This is a genomic window from Massilia sp. CFBP 13721 (assembly GCF_014842025.1).
Taxonomy (GTDB): Bacteria; Pseudomonadota; Gammaproteobacteria; order Burkholderiales; family Burkholderiaceae_D; genus Telluria.
The window spans coordinates 86454-103367 of sequence record NZ_JACYUY010000003.1 but is presented as its reverse complement, the minus strand read 5'-3'; the positions used below and the strand labels follow the sequence as shown (position 1 = coordinate 103367).

At 63.6% G+C, this 16914-nt stretch carries 8 protein-coding genes; 5 read left to right on the top strand and 3 right to left on the bottom strand.

The window, feature by feature from the left end; genetic code table 11:
• Positions 1 to 32: 32 nt before the first annotated feature.
• Complete coding sequence (gene corA, locus IFT60_RS03555) at positions 33 to 1004, top strand: magnesium/cobalt transporter CorA (protein WP_192049569.1); 972 nt, start codon at positions 33 to 35, stop codon at positions 1002 to 1004.
• A gap of 1 nt (position 1005) precedes the next feature.
• Here corA and IFT60_RS03550 read toward each other — a convergent pair whose 3' ends face one another.
• Together IFT60_RS03550 and IFT60_RS03545 are read right to left on the bottom strand one after the other, a co-directional pair.
• On the bottom strand, positions 1006 to 1875 hold the full coding sequence (locus IFT60_RS03550; protein WP_197986202.1) for an EamA family transporter: 870 nt from the start codon (positions 1873 to 1875) through the stop codon (positions 1006 to 1008).
• 4 nt (positions 1876 to 1879) lie between these two features.
• Positions 1880 to 3517 (bottom strand): NAD(P)/FAD-dependent oxidoreductase, encoded by a 1638-nt coding sequence (locus IFT60_RS03545; protein WP_192049568.1) that lies wholly within the window; start codon positions 3515 to 3517, stop codon positions 1880 to 1882.
• 641 nt (positions 3518 to 4158) lie between these two features.
• Here IFT60_RS03545 and IFT60_RS03540 point away from each other — a divergent pair.
• Both IFT60_RS03540 and IFT60_RS03535 read left to right on the top strand, forming a co-directional pair.
• Complete coding sequence (locus IFT60_RS03540; RefSeq protein ID WP_229510672.1) at positions 4159 to 7134, top strand: TonB-dependent receptor; 2976 nt, start codon at positions 4159 to 4161, stop codon at positions 7132 to 7134.
• 660 nt (positions 7135 to 7794) lie between these two features.
• Complete coding sequence (locus tag IFT60_RS03535; RefSeq protein WP_229510671.1) at positions 7795 to 10791, top strand: TonB-dependent receptor; 2997 nt, start codon at positions 7795 to 7797, stop codon at positions 10789 to 10791.
• Between the two features lie 125 nt (positions 10792 to 10916).
• Here IFT60_RS03535 and IFT60_RS03530 read toward each other — a convergent pair whose 3' ends face one another.
• The gene (locus IFT60_RS03530; RefSeq protein ID WP_192049565.1) at positions 10917 to 11645 is read right to left on the bottom strand and encodes a 16S rRNA (uracil(1498)-N(3))-methyltransferase; all 729 of its coding nucleotides are present in this window, start codon (positions 11643 to 11645) and stop codon (positions 10917 to 10919) included.
• 232 nt (positions 11646 to 11877) lie between these two features.
• Between IFT60_RS03530 and IFT60_RS03525 the strand changes: the two genes are divergently transcribed.
• Positions 11878 to 14790, top strand: coding sequence for a TonB-dependent receptor domain-containing protein (locus IFT60_RS03525; protein WP_197986201.1), 2913 nt, complete (start codon positions 11878 to 11880; stop codon positions 14788 to 14790).
• An 85-nt stretch (positions 14791 to 14875) separates the two neighbouring features.
• The gene (tkt, locus tag IFT60_RS03520; RefSeq protein WP_192049563.1) at positions 14876 to 16873 is read left to right on the top strand and encodes a transketolase; all 1998 of its coding nucleotides are present in this window, start codon (positions 14876 to 14878) and stop codon (positions 16871 to 16873) included.
• Positions 16874 to 16914 lie beyond the last annotated feature (41 nt).

Here is a 16914-nt window from a genome sequence, read left to right as displayed (position 1 = left end):
GCTCTGGTATCGTTGTCCCATCCATTGCACCCATGCTGATCAACTGCGTCGCCTACCAGGAAGGCAAGAAACTGTCCGATATCCCGGTCGAGGATATCAGCGAGTACCTGAAACAACCCGACTGCTTCGTCTGGGTCGCGCTGCGCGATCCGGATGCGGCCGAACTGCTCAAGATGCAGGAGGAATTCGGCCTGCACGAACTGGCGATCGAAGATGCCTCGCGCGGCCACCAGCGCCCCAAGCTCGAGGAATACGACGGCGACTCGCTGTTCACCGTCGTCCATACCGTCAACCTGAGCGGCGACGAGCTGTGCTCGGGCGAAGTGGCGATCTTCGCCGGCCCGAACTACGTGCTGTCGGTGCGGCGCGATTCGGCCCAGGGTTTCCTGGGCGTGCGCGCGCGCGCCGAGCGCGAGCCGCGCTTGCTGAAAATGGGGTCCGGCTTCGTGCTGTATGCGCTGATGGACGCCGTCGTCGACCGCTATTTCCCGGTGGTCGATAAACTCGAATCCGATCTCGAGTCGATCGAGGACCGCATCTTCGGCGGCCAGGGCGCCCAGCGCGACAACATCGAGCGCCTCTACGATTTGAAAAGCAATACGCTGGTGCTGCGCCACGCGGTCATTCCGCTGATGGATGCGGTCGGGCGCCTGCATGGCGGGCGCGTGCCCGCCCTGGCCGAGCATACGCAAGCGTATTTCCGCGATATCCACGACCATTTGCTGCGCATTGCGGGCCGCCTCGATACCATCCGCGACACCATCGCCACCGCGATCCAGGTAACGCTGTCGATGGTCACCATCGAGGAAAACGACATCAATAAAAAGCTCGCCGCCTATGCCGCGATCTTTGCGGTATTCACCGCGTTTGCCGGCGTCTGGGGCATGAATTTCGAATTCATGCCGGAGCTGAAATGGAAGTATGGCTATCCGACGGCGGTATTCATCATGTGCGCCGTCTGCGGCTATTTATATTATCGATTCAAGAAATCGGGCTGGTTATAGCTTAACTGCGCCCCGCCGTCGCCGCGCTGCCCGCCGTGGCGACCACGATCATCCCGATCGCCAGCCACTGCGTCGTGCTCAGGATTTCGCCGAGCACGAAAAAACCCGCCAGCGCGCCCACCGCGGGCCCGGCGCTGACCAGGATGCCGAACACGCGCCGCGGCAGGCGCGACAGCGCCATCATTTCCAGCGAATAGGGCAGGATCGACGACAGCAGGGCCACCACCAGGCCGCCGACCAGCACCTGCGGCGCGAACAGCGCGGCGCCGGCCTGGGCGATCCCGACCGGCACCGTGCACAGCGCGGCCGCCAGCATGCCCCAGGCGACCACGTGGCCGCCGCGCAGGGTCGAGACGCGCTTGCCGAAGACGATGTACATGGCCCAGCAAAAGCCGGCGCCGAGCGCCGCGGCCACGCCGAGCGGATCGAGCGGAGCCGATCCCGCGCTCGGCGCGAGCAGCCACAGGCCGAAGGCGGCGCAGCCGACCCAGACGAAGTCGCGTGCGTGGCGCGAGGACAGCACCACCACCGCCAGCGGACCGATGACTTCGATGGCGATGGCCACCCCGATCGGGATGCGCGCAAAGGCGGCGTAGATCAGCAGGTTCATCATGCCGAGCATGACGCCGTAGATGGCGACGTTGATGGCGTCCGCGCGCGCCAGGCGTGCGCGCCAGGGACGCCAGAAGGCCAGCAGCAGGATGCTGGCCAGGCCCACGCGCGTGGCCGTGATGCCGGCGCTGCCCACCAGCGGGAACAGGCCCTTGGCATAGGCCGCGCCGACGTTCACCGAGATGAGCGAGCCGACGATGGCGAAGAAGGGCGCCAGCACGCCGGCACCGGTCACGGGAGCAGGGGCCTGGGCGCTCAAGCGATCAGTCCTGCAGCGCAGGCACCGGCACGCCCATGGCGAGGGCCACCGCTTCGGCCACGCGGATGCCGTCGATCGCCGCCGACATGATGCCGCCGGCGTAGCCCGCGCCTTCGCCGGCCGGGAACAGGCCGCGCGTGTTCAGGCTTTGCAGGTCGTCGTCGCGGCGCTTGATGCGGATCGGCGACGAGGTGCGCGTTTCGACGCCGGTCAGCACCGCGTCTTCCTTGTAGTAGCCTTTGATCTGCTTATCGAAGGCGACGAAGGCTTCGCGCATGGCGACGATCGCATATTCGGGCAGGGAAGGGGCGAGGTCGGTCAGGTGCACGGCCGGCTTGAAGGAGGGGATCACCGAGCCGAATTCTTTCGAGGCCACGCCGCGCACGAAATCGCCCATCAACTGGCCCGGCGCGTCATAGGTACTTCCCCCTAACAGGAACGCGCGCGACTCGAGTTCGCGCTGGAAGGCGATGCCGGCCAGCGGGTGGCCCGGATAGTCTTCGGGCGTGATGCCGACCACGATGGCGCTGTTGGCATTGCGTTCGTTGCGCGAATACTGGCTCATGCCGTTGGTGACGACGCGGCCTTCTTCGGAGGAAGCGGCAACCACGGTGCCGCCCGGGCACATGCAGAAGCTGTACACCGAACGGCCATTCGAGGCGTGGTGCACGATTTTATAGTCGGCCGCGCCGAGGATCTTGTTGCCGGCGTTCGGACCGAAGCGGCAGACGTCGATCAGCGATTGCGGGTGCTCGACGCGAAAGCCGATGGAAAAGGGCTTGGCTTCCACGTACACGCCGCGGTTGTAGAGCATCTCGAAGGTGTCGCGCGCACTGTGGCCGACCGCCATCACCAGGTGGTTGGTCGGAATGTGCTCGCCATTGGCCAGCACCACGCCGCGCACCTGGCGCACGCCACCGGTGTCGCTGACCACGATGTCGTCCACGCGGGTTTCAAAACGGATCTCGCCGCCCAGCGCCAGGATCTCGGCGCGCATCTGTTCCACCATCTTGACCAGGCGGAAGGTGCCGATGTGCGGCTTGCTGACGTACATGATCTCTTCCGGCGCGCCGGACTTCACGAATTCGGTCAGCACCTTGCGGCCGTAGTGCTTCGGGTCCTTGACCTGGCTGTAGAGCTTGCCGTCCGAGAAGGTGCCGGCGCCGCCTTCGCCGAACTGGACGTTCGACTCGGTATTGAGCTTGCGCTTGCGCCAGAAGCCGAAGGTGTCGACGGTACGTTCGCGCACCACCTTGCCGCGCTCGAGCACCAGCGGATTGAGACCCATCTGCGCCAGGATCAGCGCCACGAACAGGCCGCAGGGGCCGGTGCCGACCACGACCGGGCGCGGCGTGCCGGCCGGCGGACGGGCGGCATCGACGAACTTGTAGCCGGTGTCGGGCGAACGGAGGATGGTAGGGTCCTTCTGCAGGCGCGCCAGCACCGCGGCCTCGTTCTTCACTTCGACGTCGATGGCATAGATCAGGACGATGGCGGCTTTCTTGCGCGCGTCGTAGCTGCGCTTGAAGACGTTGAAGTCGATCAGGTCGATGGCATCGATGCCGAGACGCTGGAGGACCGCATCGCGCAGCGCGTGGTCGGGGTGGTCGAGGGGAAGTTTGAGTTCGTTGATTCGCAGCATGGGAATTCCGGATAGGGCGGCCACTGTGCCGCAGACGACGATGACAGCAGCTGGCAAACGCGTATTTTAACCCGACAGCGGCCTGGCGCCACAGCATGATCGACGCCACCGGCTGGCGCAGCGTGTGAATTTTCATCGATTTTATTGCAATGCAATATAAATCGACTCCCGATCTCATTTCAGTAGATCACGATCATGTGAAATAACGACATTTAAATTGCGCACTCTTATGGTGCGAAATATGTATGTCATGGTGCATATTTACGCTGCACTGCATCAGTTTGGGAAGAATGTTTCGTTGCTCTTAGCTCAATTTTATAACTCTGTTGTTTATATGCACGTCGGAAACAGTTGTTCGTTGACACTAGTACTTTTGCTATGGTTTTATGTTTCGATCAGATAACGTTTGGACGCAATTCAATCGAAATTTGAGGCCGATTAATCTCTCGGCCAAAAATAATGAGGATGTAGTGAGATAGCGCAGTATGGAAGTGGTTTAAAAAACTGTAAAACAAAGCCGATCAATAGAGACGCTATAAAATTAGGAAATCACACACATGTTGAAGAAAACAGTTCTGGTCCGTGCACTGCAAGTCGCGCTTGGCGCTTCGGCAGTCGCGATGGCGGTGACGAATCCAGTCATGGCACAGTCCAATGCCTCCGGTAACATCTACGGCCAGGTCGAGACTGCCGCCGGTACGACGGTCGTCGTCCGTAATCCTGAAACGGGCCTGCGCCGCACCGCGACGCCGGAGGCGAACGGCCGCTACCAGGTCAGCGCGCTGCCAGTCGGCCGCTACATCGTCGAAGTCACGCGCGGTGGCGCGGTCGTCAACACGCTGGAAGTGGACGTCAACGTCGGCCAGGGTACGAATGCATCGTTCACCGCTGCAACCGTCCAGGCCGTTAGAGTGACCGGCCGCCGTTCGCGGATCGACGTTTCGAATACCAACAGTGGTGCTACCTTCACCGCGCGCGAACTGGCCAAGCTGCCAATCACGCCAACGGTTGCTTCGATCATCCAGCTGGCGCCAAACACGACCCGCGGCGACTCGCGCTACGGCGACGGCAATGCGCCAAGCTTCGGTGGTTCGGCTGCATCCGAAAACGCGTTCTACATCAACGGTTTCCCTGTCACCAACGTGCTGTTCCAGGTCGGCGCTTCCGAACTGCCGTTCGGTTCGATCGCCCAGGCGCAAGTGCTGACCGGCGGCTTCGGCGCCGAATTCGGCCGCTCGACTGGTGGCGTCATCAACATCCAGACCAAGAGCGGTACCAACAACTGGGAAGTCGGCGGCAGCGTCAGCACCGAGCCGAACGCGCTGCGCGCGAGCCCGAAGAGCATCTACTATCCGAACAACGGCACGGTCAGCGACGGCAAGCTCTACCTGTACAACAAGGACAACGAGCGTTCGCAGCACATCGCCAGCGTCTTCGTCGGCGGCCCGATCATCAAGGACAAGCTGTTCCTGTTCGCGAACGTCGAGCGTACCCAGACCGACTTCGAAAACACCCGCCTGTCGAGCGACAGCACCGCCGCCATCAACACCGGCTGGGAAGAGCGCAAGGACACGACCAACCGCGCCCTGGTGAAACTCGACTGGAACATCAACGACAACCACCGCCTGGAAGGTACGTACATCCATGACGATCCGAAGTCGGATCGTTCGCACTACGGCTTCAACTACGGTACCGCGGCCGTCAACGGCATCGAGCCGCTGGGTCGCGGCCAGACCAAGAACGGCGGCGCGTACTACGAAAGCTACGGCCCAACCCCGGTGGCGGCACGCGTCGGCGCCGAGATCAAGGTCCTGAACTACACGGGTAACCTGTCGGACGACGTCACCCTGACCGCGATGATCGGCTCGAGCATGACCGAGCACGTGTATGTGCCGTTCAACTTCCGTCCTGGCGTGTTCCAGACCTCGTCGACCCCGACCACGCGCATTCCTGGCCTGAACTACGTGACCGGTCAGCCAGTCAGCGGCAACCTGCTGACCGACGGCGCCTTCGACAAGCAGGACGTCATGTCGTTCAACCTGCAGTACAAGGTCGGCGACCACACGATCCGTGTCGGTATGGACAAGAACGAGATCGAATCCAAGGCCGGCACCAGCCGCGCCGGCGGCGGTACCTGGTCGTACCTGCGTGCAACCAACCCGAACCTGCCACTGGGTTCGCAGGTACGTGCACCAGCCAGCAATGGCGGCTTTGGCGCCCAGGGTTACTACGTCAACAAGATCATCGTGTCCGGCGTGTCGACCCCGACGGTCAACCAGCAGGCGCAGTACATCGAAGATTCGTGGCAAGTCACGAAGGACGTCCTGATCAAGGCCGGCCTGCGTAACGAGCAGTTCACCAACTACAACGGCGATCGCCAGGCATACGTGTCGATGCGTCACCAGCTGGCGCCACGCCTGGGCGTGACCTGGGACGTGATGGGCGACAACTCCCTGAAAGTCTTCGGTAACCTGGGCCGCTACCACCTGCAGATGCCGACCAACGTGGCCGTGCGTGCAGCCGGTGCTTCGCTGTTCACCCAGCAGTACTACACCTACACCGGCATCGACCAGACCACCGGCGCGCCGACCGGCCTGCAGGAACTGTCGGGTGTGACCTCGACCAACAACGAATTCGGCCAGTCGAAAGACCCGCGCACCGTTGCTGCTCAAAACATGAAGTCGCTGTACCAGGACGAGCTGATCCTCGGTTTCGAACGTGCTTTCTCGCCTGACCTGAACTTCGGCGCGAAATTCACCTACCGTAAGCTGCGCTCGGGCATCGATGACTTCTGCGATTCGCGTCCATTCCAGCGTTACGGCATCGCCAACGGCATCGCCGGCGCCGCAGACTTCTCGTCGTCGTGCTTCCTGTTCAATCCAGGCGAAGACAACGACTTCCAGGTCGACTACGGCAGCGGCCAGCTGACCCCGGTCCACCTGACGGCCGAGGAACTGGGCTATCCGAAGGTCAAGCGTACGTATGCGGCGCTGGACCTGTTCGCGGAACACCCGCTGCGTAACGGCTGGTACGGCAAGATCAACTACACGCTGTCGCGCAACAAGGGCAACACCGAAGGCCAGACCCGTTCGGATTCGGGCCAGGCTGACGTGTCGACCACCGCCGTGTTCGACATGCCGGAACTGACGCTGAACGCCGACGGCCTGCTGCCGAACGACCGCAAGCATCAGTTGAAGGCCTACGGCTTCTACCAGTTCACCGATGAAATCAGCATCGGCGGTAACCTGCTGGTCGCCTCGGGCCGTCCGAAGAACTGTATCGGCAACCTGCCTGATGCTTACTACGACGCCCACAACCCGGCAACGGATTACGGTTCGGAGTTCTTCTTCTGCAACGGCGTGGCAACCCCACGCGGTACCCTCGGCCGCCAGCCTTGGGACTTCCGTATCGACATGAACGCCGCCTACAGCCCAGCCTTCCTGAAGGGCCTGGCCCTGAAGGTCGACGTGTTCAACATCCTGAATCGCCAGGGTGCGCAGAACATGACCGAGTCGTATAACAGCGGCGCCGGCGTCAATCCGCTGTACGGCAACGTCATCAGCTACACCGCGCCACGCTCGGTGAAACTGACCGCAGAGTACAACTACAAGTTCTAATCGAAGAACGCGCGGGAGCAACGCTCCCGCATCGTGGATGCTGAAACCGCCGGTGCGAACCGGCGGTTTTTTTTTGCGCCGCCCTCGGCCGCGCGCACGCTAGTCCCCGCTCGCCGCCACCGGTTTCTTCTTCGACCGCACCTGCCTTTTCTCATCGCCTGCGCATTGCCGGGATCGCCGGTGCATGGCTGCAATGCCTGCAGGTGGCTGAATAAACACCCTTTGTAGTAGAACTACATAGTTGAATCAGCGGTGCCCATGATCTGTCTATATTTACGGAAAATTTGCTGTAACAATTGTTCGTCTGTATGTACATAAAACGACTACAAAGGACTCATACCAAGTATGTACATACTGGTTTTTAGGGTTGTGTAGTATTTTTCTGTTGCAGATTTGCACAAATGTAACGCTTCCCGTTGACACATATGCACACGACATGTTTTTATTTGTAAGTTCAGTAACATTCATTCGCCACAGGTGAACGTTGACCAGGTCAACGTGACGGTGAGGGGGAGAAGCTGGGCCGATGCACAGGTCTCTTTGTGGAGACAGAACAGCCGACAGGCTGATAATCAAATAGGAATAGACATGTTGAGAAACAAAGTTTTGGTTCGCGCGTTACAGGTTGCCTTCGCAACCAGTGCTATTACCGTAGCCGTAATGCCGACCGCCATGGCGCAATCGAACGCCTCGGGTACGGTATTCGGCAAGGTCGCCGCCGGTTCGGGCGATACCGTTGTTCTGAAGAGCAACGACACCAACGCAACGCGCTCGGCCACGCTTGACGCAACCGGTAACTTCCGCGTCACCAGTCTGCCAATCGGCACTTACACCGTCACCCTGACCAAGGGCGGCGCCACCGTCGGCACCACCCAGCTGGAAGTCCTGGCTGGCCAGGGCGTCGAAGCGAGCTTCGATGCGCCAGCCGCTGTCGCCGGCACCGCAGGCGTGCAATCGGTCCGCGTGACCGGCCGCCGCAACCGCATCGACGTGTCGAGCTCGAACAACGGCGCGACCTTCACCGCGCGCGAACTCGAACGCCTGCCGATCGGCCGCAACGTCGAATCGATCGTCCAGCTGGCACCGAACACCACCCGCGGCGACCCGAGCTACCCGGCAGGCGCCAGCTTCGGCGGCGGCGGCGCATCGGAAAACGCGTACTACATCAACGGCATGGTCGCCACCAATGCGCTGACCCAGCTGGGCGCGATGGAACTGCCGTTCGGCGCGATCGCCCAGGCACAGATCCTGACCGGCGGCTTCGGCGTCGAATTCGGCCGCTCGACCGGCGGTGTGGTGAACATCACCACCAAGTCGGGCACCAACACCTGGGAAGCCGGCGCCATGGCGTCGATCACCCCGCGCTCGACCCGCGCCAGCTACCGCGATCAGTACTACGCGAACACCGGCGCCTTTGATACCGACGGCACCCTGTACCTGCGCCGCCAGGACAACAAACTGCAGCAGACCCAGACTTCGGCCTGGGTTGGCGGTCCGCTGATCCCCGACACCCTGTTCGGTTTCGTGGCCCTGGAACAGACCAAGTCCGAGTCGGACCAGGTCGTCGGCAGCACGACTTCCACCACGCTGAACAATAGTGGCTTCCGCAATGCGGAAACCACGACCAAGCGCTACTACGGCAAGCTGGACTGGAACATCAACGACAACCACCGTCTGGAATTCACGGCCATCGGCGACTTGCCGAAGACCGATTACGACTACCGTTCGTACGACTACGCCACGCGCGCAGTCGGCTCGACCGTCACTTCGTCGATCCACCAGGAATTCGGCCCGGCCAACGCCAACGGCGGCGAGCTGCAGAGCCTGCGCTATATCGGCAACCTCACCGATAACCTGACGATCAACGCGCTGTACGGCAAGACCCAGTCGCGTCACATCTACGAGCCGGTCGGTTACAACCCGAACCTGCCGCAAGTGTCGGCTGCCGCGGCCAACCGCGCGCCGGGCCTGAGCTATGTCGCCGGCCAGCGCGTCACGAGCACGATTCCACTGAGCGGCTCGAAGGACGACGTCACCTCGAAGCGCCTGGACCTGGAATACAAGCTGGGCAACCACACCCTGCGTGCGGGCCTGGACAACAACAAGGCGGTCTCGACCGGCGCCGGCGAAGCCTACGCCGGTGGCAGCCTGATCCAGTACCAGCGCACCACGACCCCGAACCAGCCGATCAACGTGTCGGGCGGCAGCCTGCCGGCGCTGGCCCAGTTCGGCGGCCTGGCAGCCCAGGGTTACTACGTCCGCAACATCATCTACTCGACCATTTCGAACGCCTATGCCGGCCAGGATGCACAGTACCTGGAAGACCGCTGGCAAGTCACGAAAGACGTCCTGCTGACCGCCGGTCTGCGTCGTGAAGGCTTCTACAACGCCAACCAGGACAACACCAAGTACATCGAGATGAAGAACCAGTACGCCCCACGCGTGAATGCGTCGTGGGACGTGAATGGCGACGCCTCGTTCAAGGTCTTCGGTAGCCTGGGCCGCTACACCATCCAGATCCCGACCATGGTCGCGCTGCGTGGCGCCAACGGCTCGACGTACACCTTCCAGTACTACACCTACAACGGTACCGATGCCAACGGCCTGCCGACCGGCACGACCCAGCTGACCGAACCGGTTTCGAACAACAACGAATACGGCCAGGCCAAGGATCCGAAGACCGTCGCTGCGCAGAACATGAAACCGGCCTACCAGGACGAGTTCACGATCGGCATGGAGCGTGCATTCAGCCCGAACCTGAACTTCGGCGCCAAGGTCACCTACCGCAAGCTGAAGTCGACGATCGACGACCTGTGCGATCCACGTCCGTTCGACGCTTACGCCGAGCGTAACAACATCGACACCTCGAACTATGGCGGTTTCGGTTGCGCCACGTTCAACCCGGGCCGCGGCAACGAGTTCCTGGTCGACTACGCAGGCAACCAGACCTACACCAAGGTCAACCTGAGCGCCGAAGAGCTGGGCTTCGACAAGCCGAAGCGTACCTACGCTGCACTCGACGTGTTCGCTGAACATCCATACCGCAACGGCTGGTATGGCCGCATCAACTACACGCTGTCGCGCAGCCGCGGTAACACCGAAGGCCAGACCCTGTCGGATACCACCAGCGCCCAGGGCGATGTCTCGGCAACCCAAACCTGGGACTTCCCGGAGCTGATGGTCGGTGCATACGGCCTGCTGCCGAACGACCGCAAGCACCAGATCAAGGCGTTCGGTTTCTACGACGTGACGCCTGAAATCACCGCAGGCGCGAACCTGCTGCTGGCGTCGGGCCGTCCACGTTCGTGCTCGGGCGCCGATCCGACCGCCATCGATTCGGGCTACCACTACAACTCGGCAGCGCACTACTGCTTCGGCGCAACTGGCGAAGAGAACACCCTGTCGCCGCGTGGCACCATTGGCCGTCTGCCGTGGGAAAAGACCCTGGACCTGAACCTGGTCTACCGCCCAGTCTTCGCCAAGGGCCTGTCGCTGCGCATGGACGTCTACAACGTCCTCAACGACCAGTCGATCCAGAAGGTCTACGAGGCGTACAACGACGACTATGCACGTGTCGCCACGTACGAAATGCCGTCGTACTTCACCGCACCACGTTCGGCGAAGTTCACCGTCGAGTACAACTACCGCTTCAAGTAAACACGGTAGCCGGATTGTCGCCGCGCGCGCGGCGGCAATACGAACAAAGCCCCCGGTTTCGGCCGGGGGCTTTTTTTATGGTGCGGCCCGTGGCGTGCCGGCGCCGGCGCCGGCGTAACCGGCGCTCAGATGCCGCCCCAGGCTGCCGCCAGCACGGCCAGCGCCGCCAGCCCGGCCGTTTCGGTGCGCAGCACGCGCGGCCCGATCGACATGGGCAGCGCGCCCGCGGCCAGCGCCGCATGCTCTTCTTCCTCGCTCCATCCGCCTTCCGGTCCGATCATCAGCGTCACCGTCTGCGGCTGCGCAGCGCGCGCCCAGGCGGCGAGCGACTGGCCGGCGCGCGGCGACAGCAGGATGCGTTGCGCCGGCTCCGCTGCGCTGCCGATCCAGCGCCCGAACTCCTGCAGCGGCGCCAGCTGCGCCAGCCGGTTGCGCCCGCACTGCTCGGAGGCCGCCACGATCACGCCTTGCCAATGCCCATGGCGTTTCTCGGCGCGTTCGCCGGACAGGCGCACGACGCTGCGCCGCGCCGCCAGCGGCTGGATGGCCGCCACGCCGAGTTCCACCGCCTTTTCGATGATCCAGTCCATTTTCGAGCCTTCCGGCAAGCCTTGGGCGAGCGTAATGGAATAGGGCAGTTCCGCCTCGAACGCCTGGTGCTCCTCGACCCGGGCGCTGGCCCGTTTTTTACCGGCCTCGTGCAGGGTCGCCCGGTATTGCCCGCCGCGGCCGTCGAACAGCGTCAGGGCGTCGCCGGGCTGCATGCGCACCACGTGCAGATGGTGGGCGACCGCTTCCGGCAGGTCGACGAGCGCGCCGGCGGCGAGCGGCGGGGGGCAGTAAAAACGGGGCATGGGATTCCTGCAGGTAAAGGAGGGGAGGGCGCATTGTAAAGCGTGGGCAAGCTGTCACCAATCCTCGGGCGCAGGTCGGCCATGCAGGAACTGCACAGGTCGATCTGTTGTATTTACTAAGGTCATGCACTGTGGATTGACACTGATCAAGTCAAAATGATCATATCTCCTTAGCAAAATTGTCATGCGCTCGCCGTAACGGGCCTGTGTTTTGTCGAGGAAGAGGATCATCATGACGAGAGAAAAAGTGTTGCCGCGCTCCGTACGCCTGATGTTTTCCAGCGCCTTGCTGGCCGGCTTCGGCATCGGCAGCGGCGCCCTGGCCCAGCAACAGAACACCGCCGTCGTCGAAGTCACGGGTACGCGCATGACGGCGCCCGGCTTCAATTCGAACAGTCCGATAGCGTCGATCACGGCCGAAGAAATCCGCGCCACGCAGCCGGTGGCGGTCGAGGAATTCTTCAAGGCGCTGCCGGCCGCGGTACCGGCCATCGGCCCGTCGACCAATAACGGCACCACCGGCGCCGCGACGATCGACCTGCGCGGCCTCGGCACCAACCGCACCCTGGTGCTGGTCAATGGCCGCCGCCTCGTGCCGTTCAGCCTCAACGGCATCGTCGACACCAACGCAATTCCGCTGGCCCTGCTCGGCCGGGTCGACATCCTCACCGGCGGCGCTTCCGTCGTGTACGGCGCCGACGCGGTGGCCGGCGTGGCCAACTTCAACCTGCGCCGCAACTTCACCGGCGTCGACGTCACTACCTCCTATGGCATGACCGGCGACCAGCACGACGCCAAGCGCCGCCGCACCGACGTCACCATGGGCGCCAGCCTCGATGGCGGGCGCGGCAACGTCGTGCTGAGCATCGGCAAGACCCGGGCCGACCCGCTGACCCAGGCCGAGCGCGCCTATGGCATCAACAACCTCAATTCCGTGACCGGCGCCCCGAACGGCTCGGCCACGACCGTCCCGGCGGCGTTCTCCACCAGCGCGGGCACGGCCGGCAATCCGAACGTCCTGTCCGGCGCCTGGCAGATCGATCCGGCCAGCGGCCGCCTGGTGCAGCCGGTGCAGCTGTACAACACCAATCCGGCGAACTATTACGTGACCAGGCTGGACCGTACCCAGGCGACGGCGCTGGCCAGCTACAAGATCAACGATCACGCCGAGGCCTATGCCGAGGTGTTCGCCACCAATAGCGAGGTCGCCGCGTCCCTGGCCGCGACCGGCACCTTCGGCAACACCTTCAATGTCCCGATCGGCAACCCTTATATCCCGCAGGCGGCGCGCGAGCAGCTGTGCGCGCGGCGCGGCATCCCGGCCGTCAACTGCGTGCCCGGCAACGCCACGGTCGTGCCGCTGCTGGTGAACCGCCGTTTCACCGAACTCGGTCCGCGCTACAGCGACTTCGATGCCCGGACACTGCAGTACACGGTCGGCCTGAAGGGAGACATTGCCTGGGACTGGACCTACGACGCCTACTGGAGCCGCGGCAACAGCGACCAGTCGCAGCAGCGCCGCAACTGGGGTTCGCTGGCCAAGGTCGGCCAGGCGCTGAACGCACTGAATACGACTACTTGCGTGGTCAACACCAACGGCTGCGTGCCGCTGAACGTGTTCGGCGCCGAAGGTTCCATTACCCCGGCGCAGGCCGCCTTCATCAACAACAGCGCCTTGCTGAACCAGCGCGTCGAGCAGGACGTTGCCGCCGTCACGCTGGCCGGCAACCTGGGCGACATCCTGCGCAGTCCGTTCGCGCAGGATCCGGTCAGCATGTCGCTGCTGGCCGAGCACCGCAAGGTCACGGCCGGCACGCAGTCGGACGCGGCATCGCAGCTGCAGGGCGAAGTGCTGGGCACCGGCGCGCCCCTGCCGGACCGGTCGGGCCGTTTCTCGCTGAGGGAGTACGCCGTCGAGATGCTGGTGCCGCTGGCAAAGGAGCTGCCGCTCGTGCGCAGCCTGAACATGGAACTGGGCTATCGCCACACGGAATTCTCCACCGCCGGCAGCAAGAACGACTACGGCAGCTGGAAGGCGGGCGGCGAATGGGCGCCGCTGTCGACGCTGCGCGTGCGCGCCATGGTGCAAAAGGCGACGCGCGCGCCGAACGTGAACGAACTGTTCGCGCCGGCCGTCACCGGCCTGTCGAACCTGGCCATCGATCCCTGCCAGCTGGCCAACATCAACCGGGCGGACGCGGCGCGCGCCGGCACGCTGTCGAACCTGTGCGTGCAGACCGGCGTGCCGCTGTCCGAAGTGGGCAGCCTGCCGGCGCCATCGTCGGGCCAGATCAACAACCTTGCCGGCGGCAACACGGCGCTGGGACCGGAATCGGCCAAGACCCGCACCGTCGGCGTCGTGATCGAGCCCTTGCCGCGGCTGGCAATCTCGGTCGATTACTACGAGATCGACATTACCGACGCCGTCTCGTCGCCGTCGACCACCGATATCCTGGAACGCTGCTACAGCGCGGCCCAGAATCCGGGTTTTACCGTGAACGCGTTCTGCGGCATGATCGGCCGCAATACGATCAACGGCACCTTCAACGGCAACGAGGCACGCGGCGTGTTCACGCCCCTGTCGAACCTCGGTAGTCAACGCACCAGCGGCGTCGACCTGAACCTGGCCTACCGCCTGCCCGCCAGCCGCCTCGGCCTGGACGCGCGCTACGGCAACCTCGACATCAGCCTGGGCGCCAACCAGGTCAACCGCTACACCTTCCAGGCGACCCCGTCCTCGGTCGAGCGCGATTGCCTCGGTTACTACAGCGTAGCCTGCAACAACGTCGTGTCGGCGCCGGTCTACAAGCGCAAATTCAACCAGCGGACCAACTGGACGGTGGGCGCCTTTTCGCTCGGCTACAACTGGCGCCATGTCAGCGGCGTGATCGAGGAGCCGGGCGGCCAGGAGTTCCTGCCGGCATTCGCCCGCATCCCGTCCTTCCATACCATCGACCTGAATGCGAGCTGGAACATCAACAAGCACGTGCGCGTGAACCTGGCGGTCACGAATGCCGCCAACAAGAAGCCGCCGATCGTCGGCGGCACGATCGGCGGCACCTCTTTCAACAGCGGCAACACCTTTCCACAAAGCTATGACGCGGTGGGCCGTTACGTGACGCTGGGGGCGTCGGTCAGGTTCTGAGAAGGCAGTGAGGCACGGCTCTGGTAGAATATCGGGCTACGGCCTGACTGGGCCCCGCCGCCTTCCATTCCAGACTTACGACCTCATGACATCTATGCAAACCACCACCCTGATGGCCAACGCGATCCGCGCGCTGGCAATGGACGCTGTCCAGAAAGCCAACTCCGGCCACCCGGGCATGCCAATGGGCATGGCGGAAATCGCCGTCGCCCTGTGGGACAAGCATTACCGCCACAACCCGGCCAATCCAGGCTGGATGAACCGCGACCGCTTCCTGCTCTCGAACGGCCACGGTTCGATGCTGCACTACGCGCTGCTGCACCTGGCCGGCTACGACCTGTCGATGGACGACCTGAAGGACTTCCGCCAGCTGCATTCGAAGACCCCGGGCCACCCGGAAGTGGGCATCACCCCGGGCGTGGAAACGACCACTGGCCCGCTGGGCCAGGGCGTCGCCAACTCGGTGGGCATGGCGCTGGCCGAATGGCTGCTGTCGTACGAATTCAACCGTCCCGGCTTCGACGTCGTCGACCACTACACCTACGCATTCCTGGGCGACGGCTGCCTGATGGAAGGCATCTCGCACGAAGTCGCCTCGCTGGCCGGTACGCTGCGCCTGAACAAGCTGATCTGGCTGTACGACGACAACGGCATCTCCATCGACGGTAAAGTGGAAGGCTGGTTTACCGACGACACGCCGGCGCGCTTCGCCGCCTACGGCTGGAACGTGATCCCGAAGGTCGACGGCCACAACGTCGCCGCCGTGTCCGCCGCGATCGAGCAGGCGAAGCAGTCGGACCGTCCGACCCTGATCTGCTGCAAGACCATCATCGGCAAGGGCGCCCCGAACCTGGAAGGCGGCGACAAGGTCCACGGCGCCCCGCTGGGCGACAAGGAAATCGCGGCCGTGCGCCAGCACCTGGTGTGGGACCCGATCCCGTTCGACATTCCCGGCGAAATCTACCAGGCATGGGACGCCAAGGCGCGCGGCGCCGAACTCGAAGCCGCGTGGAACGCGAACTTCGCCGACTACCGCGCCCAGCACCCGGAACTGGCCGCCGAACTCGAGCGCCGTATGCAAGGTGAGCTGCCGGGCAATTTCCAGGCAACCCTGGACGCGGCCATCGCCACCTGCATCGACAAAAAGGAAACCATCGCCACCCGCAAGGCCTCGCAAAACGCGATCCAGGCGCTGGCGCCGGTGCTGCCGGAATTCCTGGGCGGTTCGGCCGACCTGACCGGCTCGAACCTGACCAACTGGAAAGAGATCGTGGCCGTGCGTTCGGGCATCCCGGGCAACCACATCAACTACGGCGTGCGCGAATTCGGCATGGCCGCGATCCAGAACGGCGTTTCCCTGCACGGCGGTTTCATCCCGTTCGGCGCGACCTTCCTGACCTTCTCGGACTACAGCCGCAATGCGCTGCGCATGGCGTCGCTGATGAAGATCCGCTCGCTGTTCGTGTTCACCCACGACTCGATCGGCCTGGGCGAAGACGGTCCGACCCACCAGTCGATCGAGCACGTCTCGTCGCTGCGCCTGATCCCGGGCCTGGACAACTGGCGTCCGTGCGACACGGTCGAATCGCAAGTGGCCTGGGGCGCGGCAGTGCAGCGCCGCGACGGTCCGTCGACCCTGATCTTCTCGCGCCAGAACCTGCCGTACATGGAACGCGAAGCGGCGCAAGTGGCCGACATCGCGCGCGGCGGCTACGTGCTGCGCGACGCGGCCGATGCGAAAGTGATCCTGATCGCCACCGGTTCGGAAGTCGAGCTGGCGGTGAAGGCTGCCGATGCGCTGGCGGCCGAGGGCATCGCCGCACGTGTCGTGTCGATGCCGTCGACCGACGTCTTCGACCGCCAGGATGCCAGCTACAAGGCAAGTGTGTTGACACGCGGCACGCCACGTGTTGCCATCGAGGCTGGTGTCACCGACTTCTGGTACAAGTACGTCGGCCTGGAAGGCGCGGTCGTCGGTATCGACACCTTCGGCGAGTCGGCCCCGGCGCCGGTGCTGTTCAAGCACTTCGGCTTCACGGTCGAGAACGTCGTGGCAAAAGCAAAGGCCGTCATCGCCGGCTAAGAGATAAAAGGTCGCAGGGCGTCGTAAGGTGGGCGGGTCTT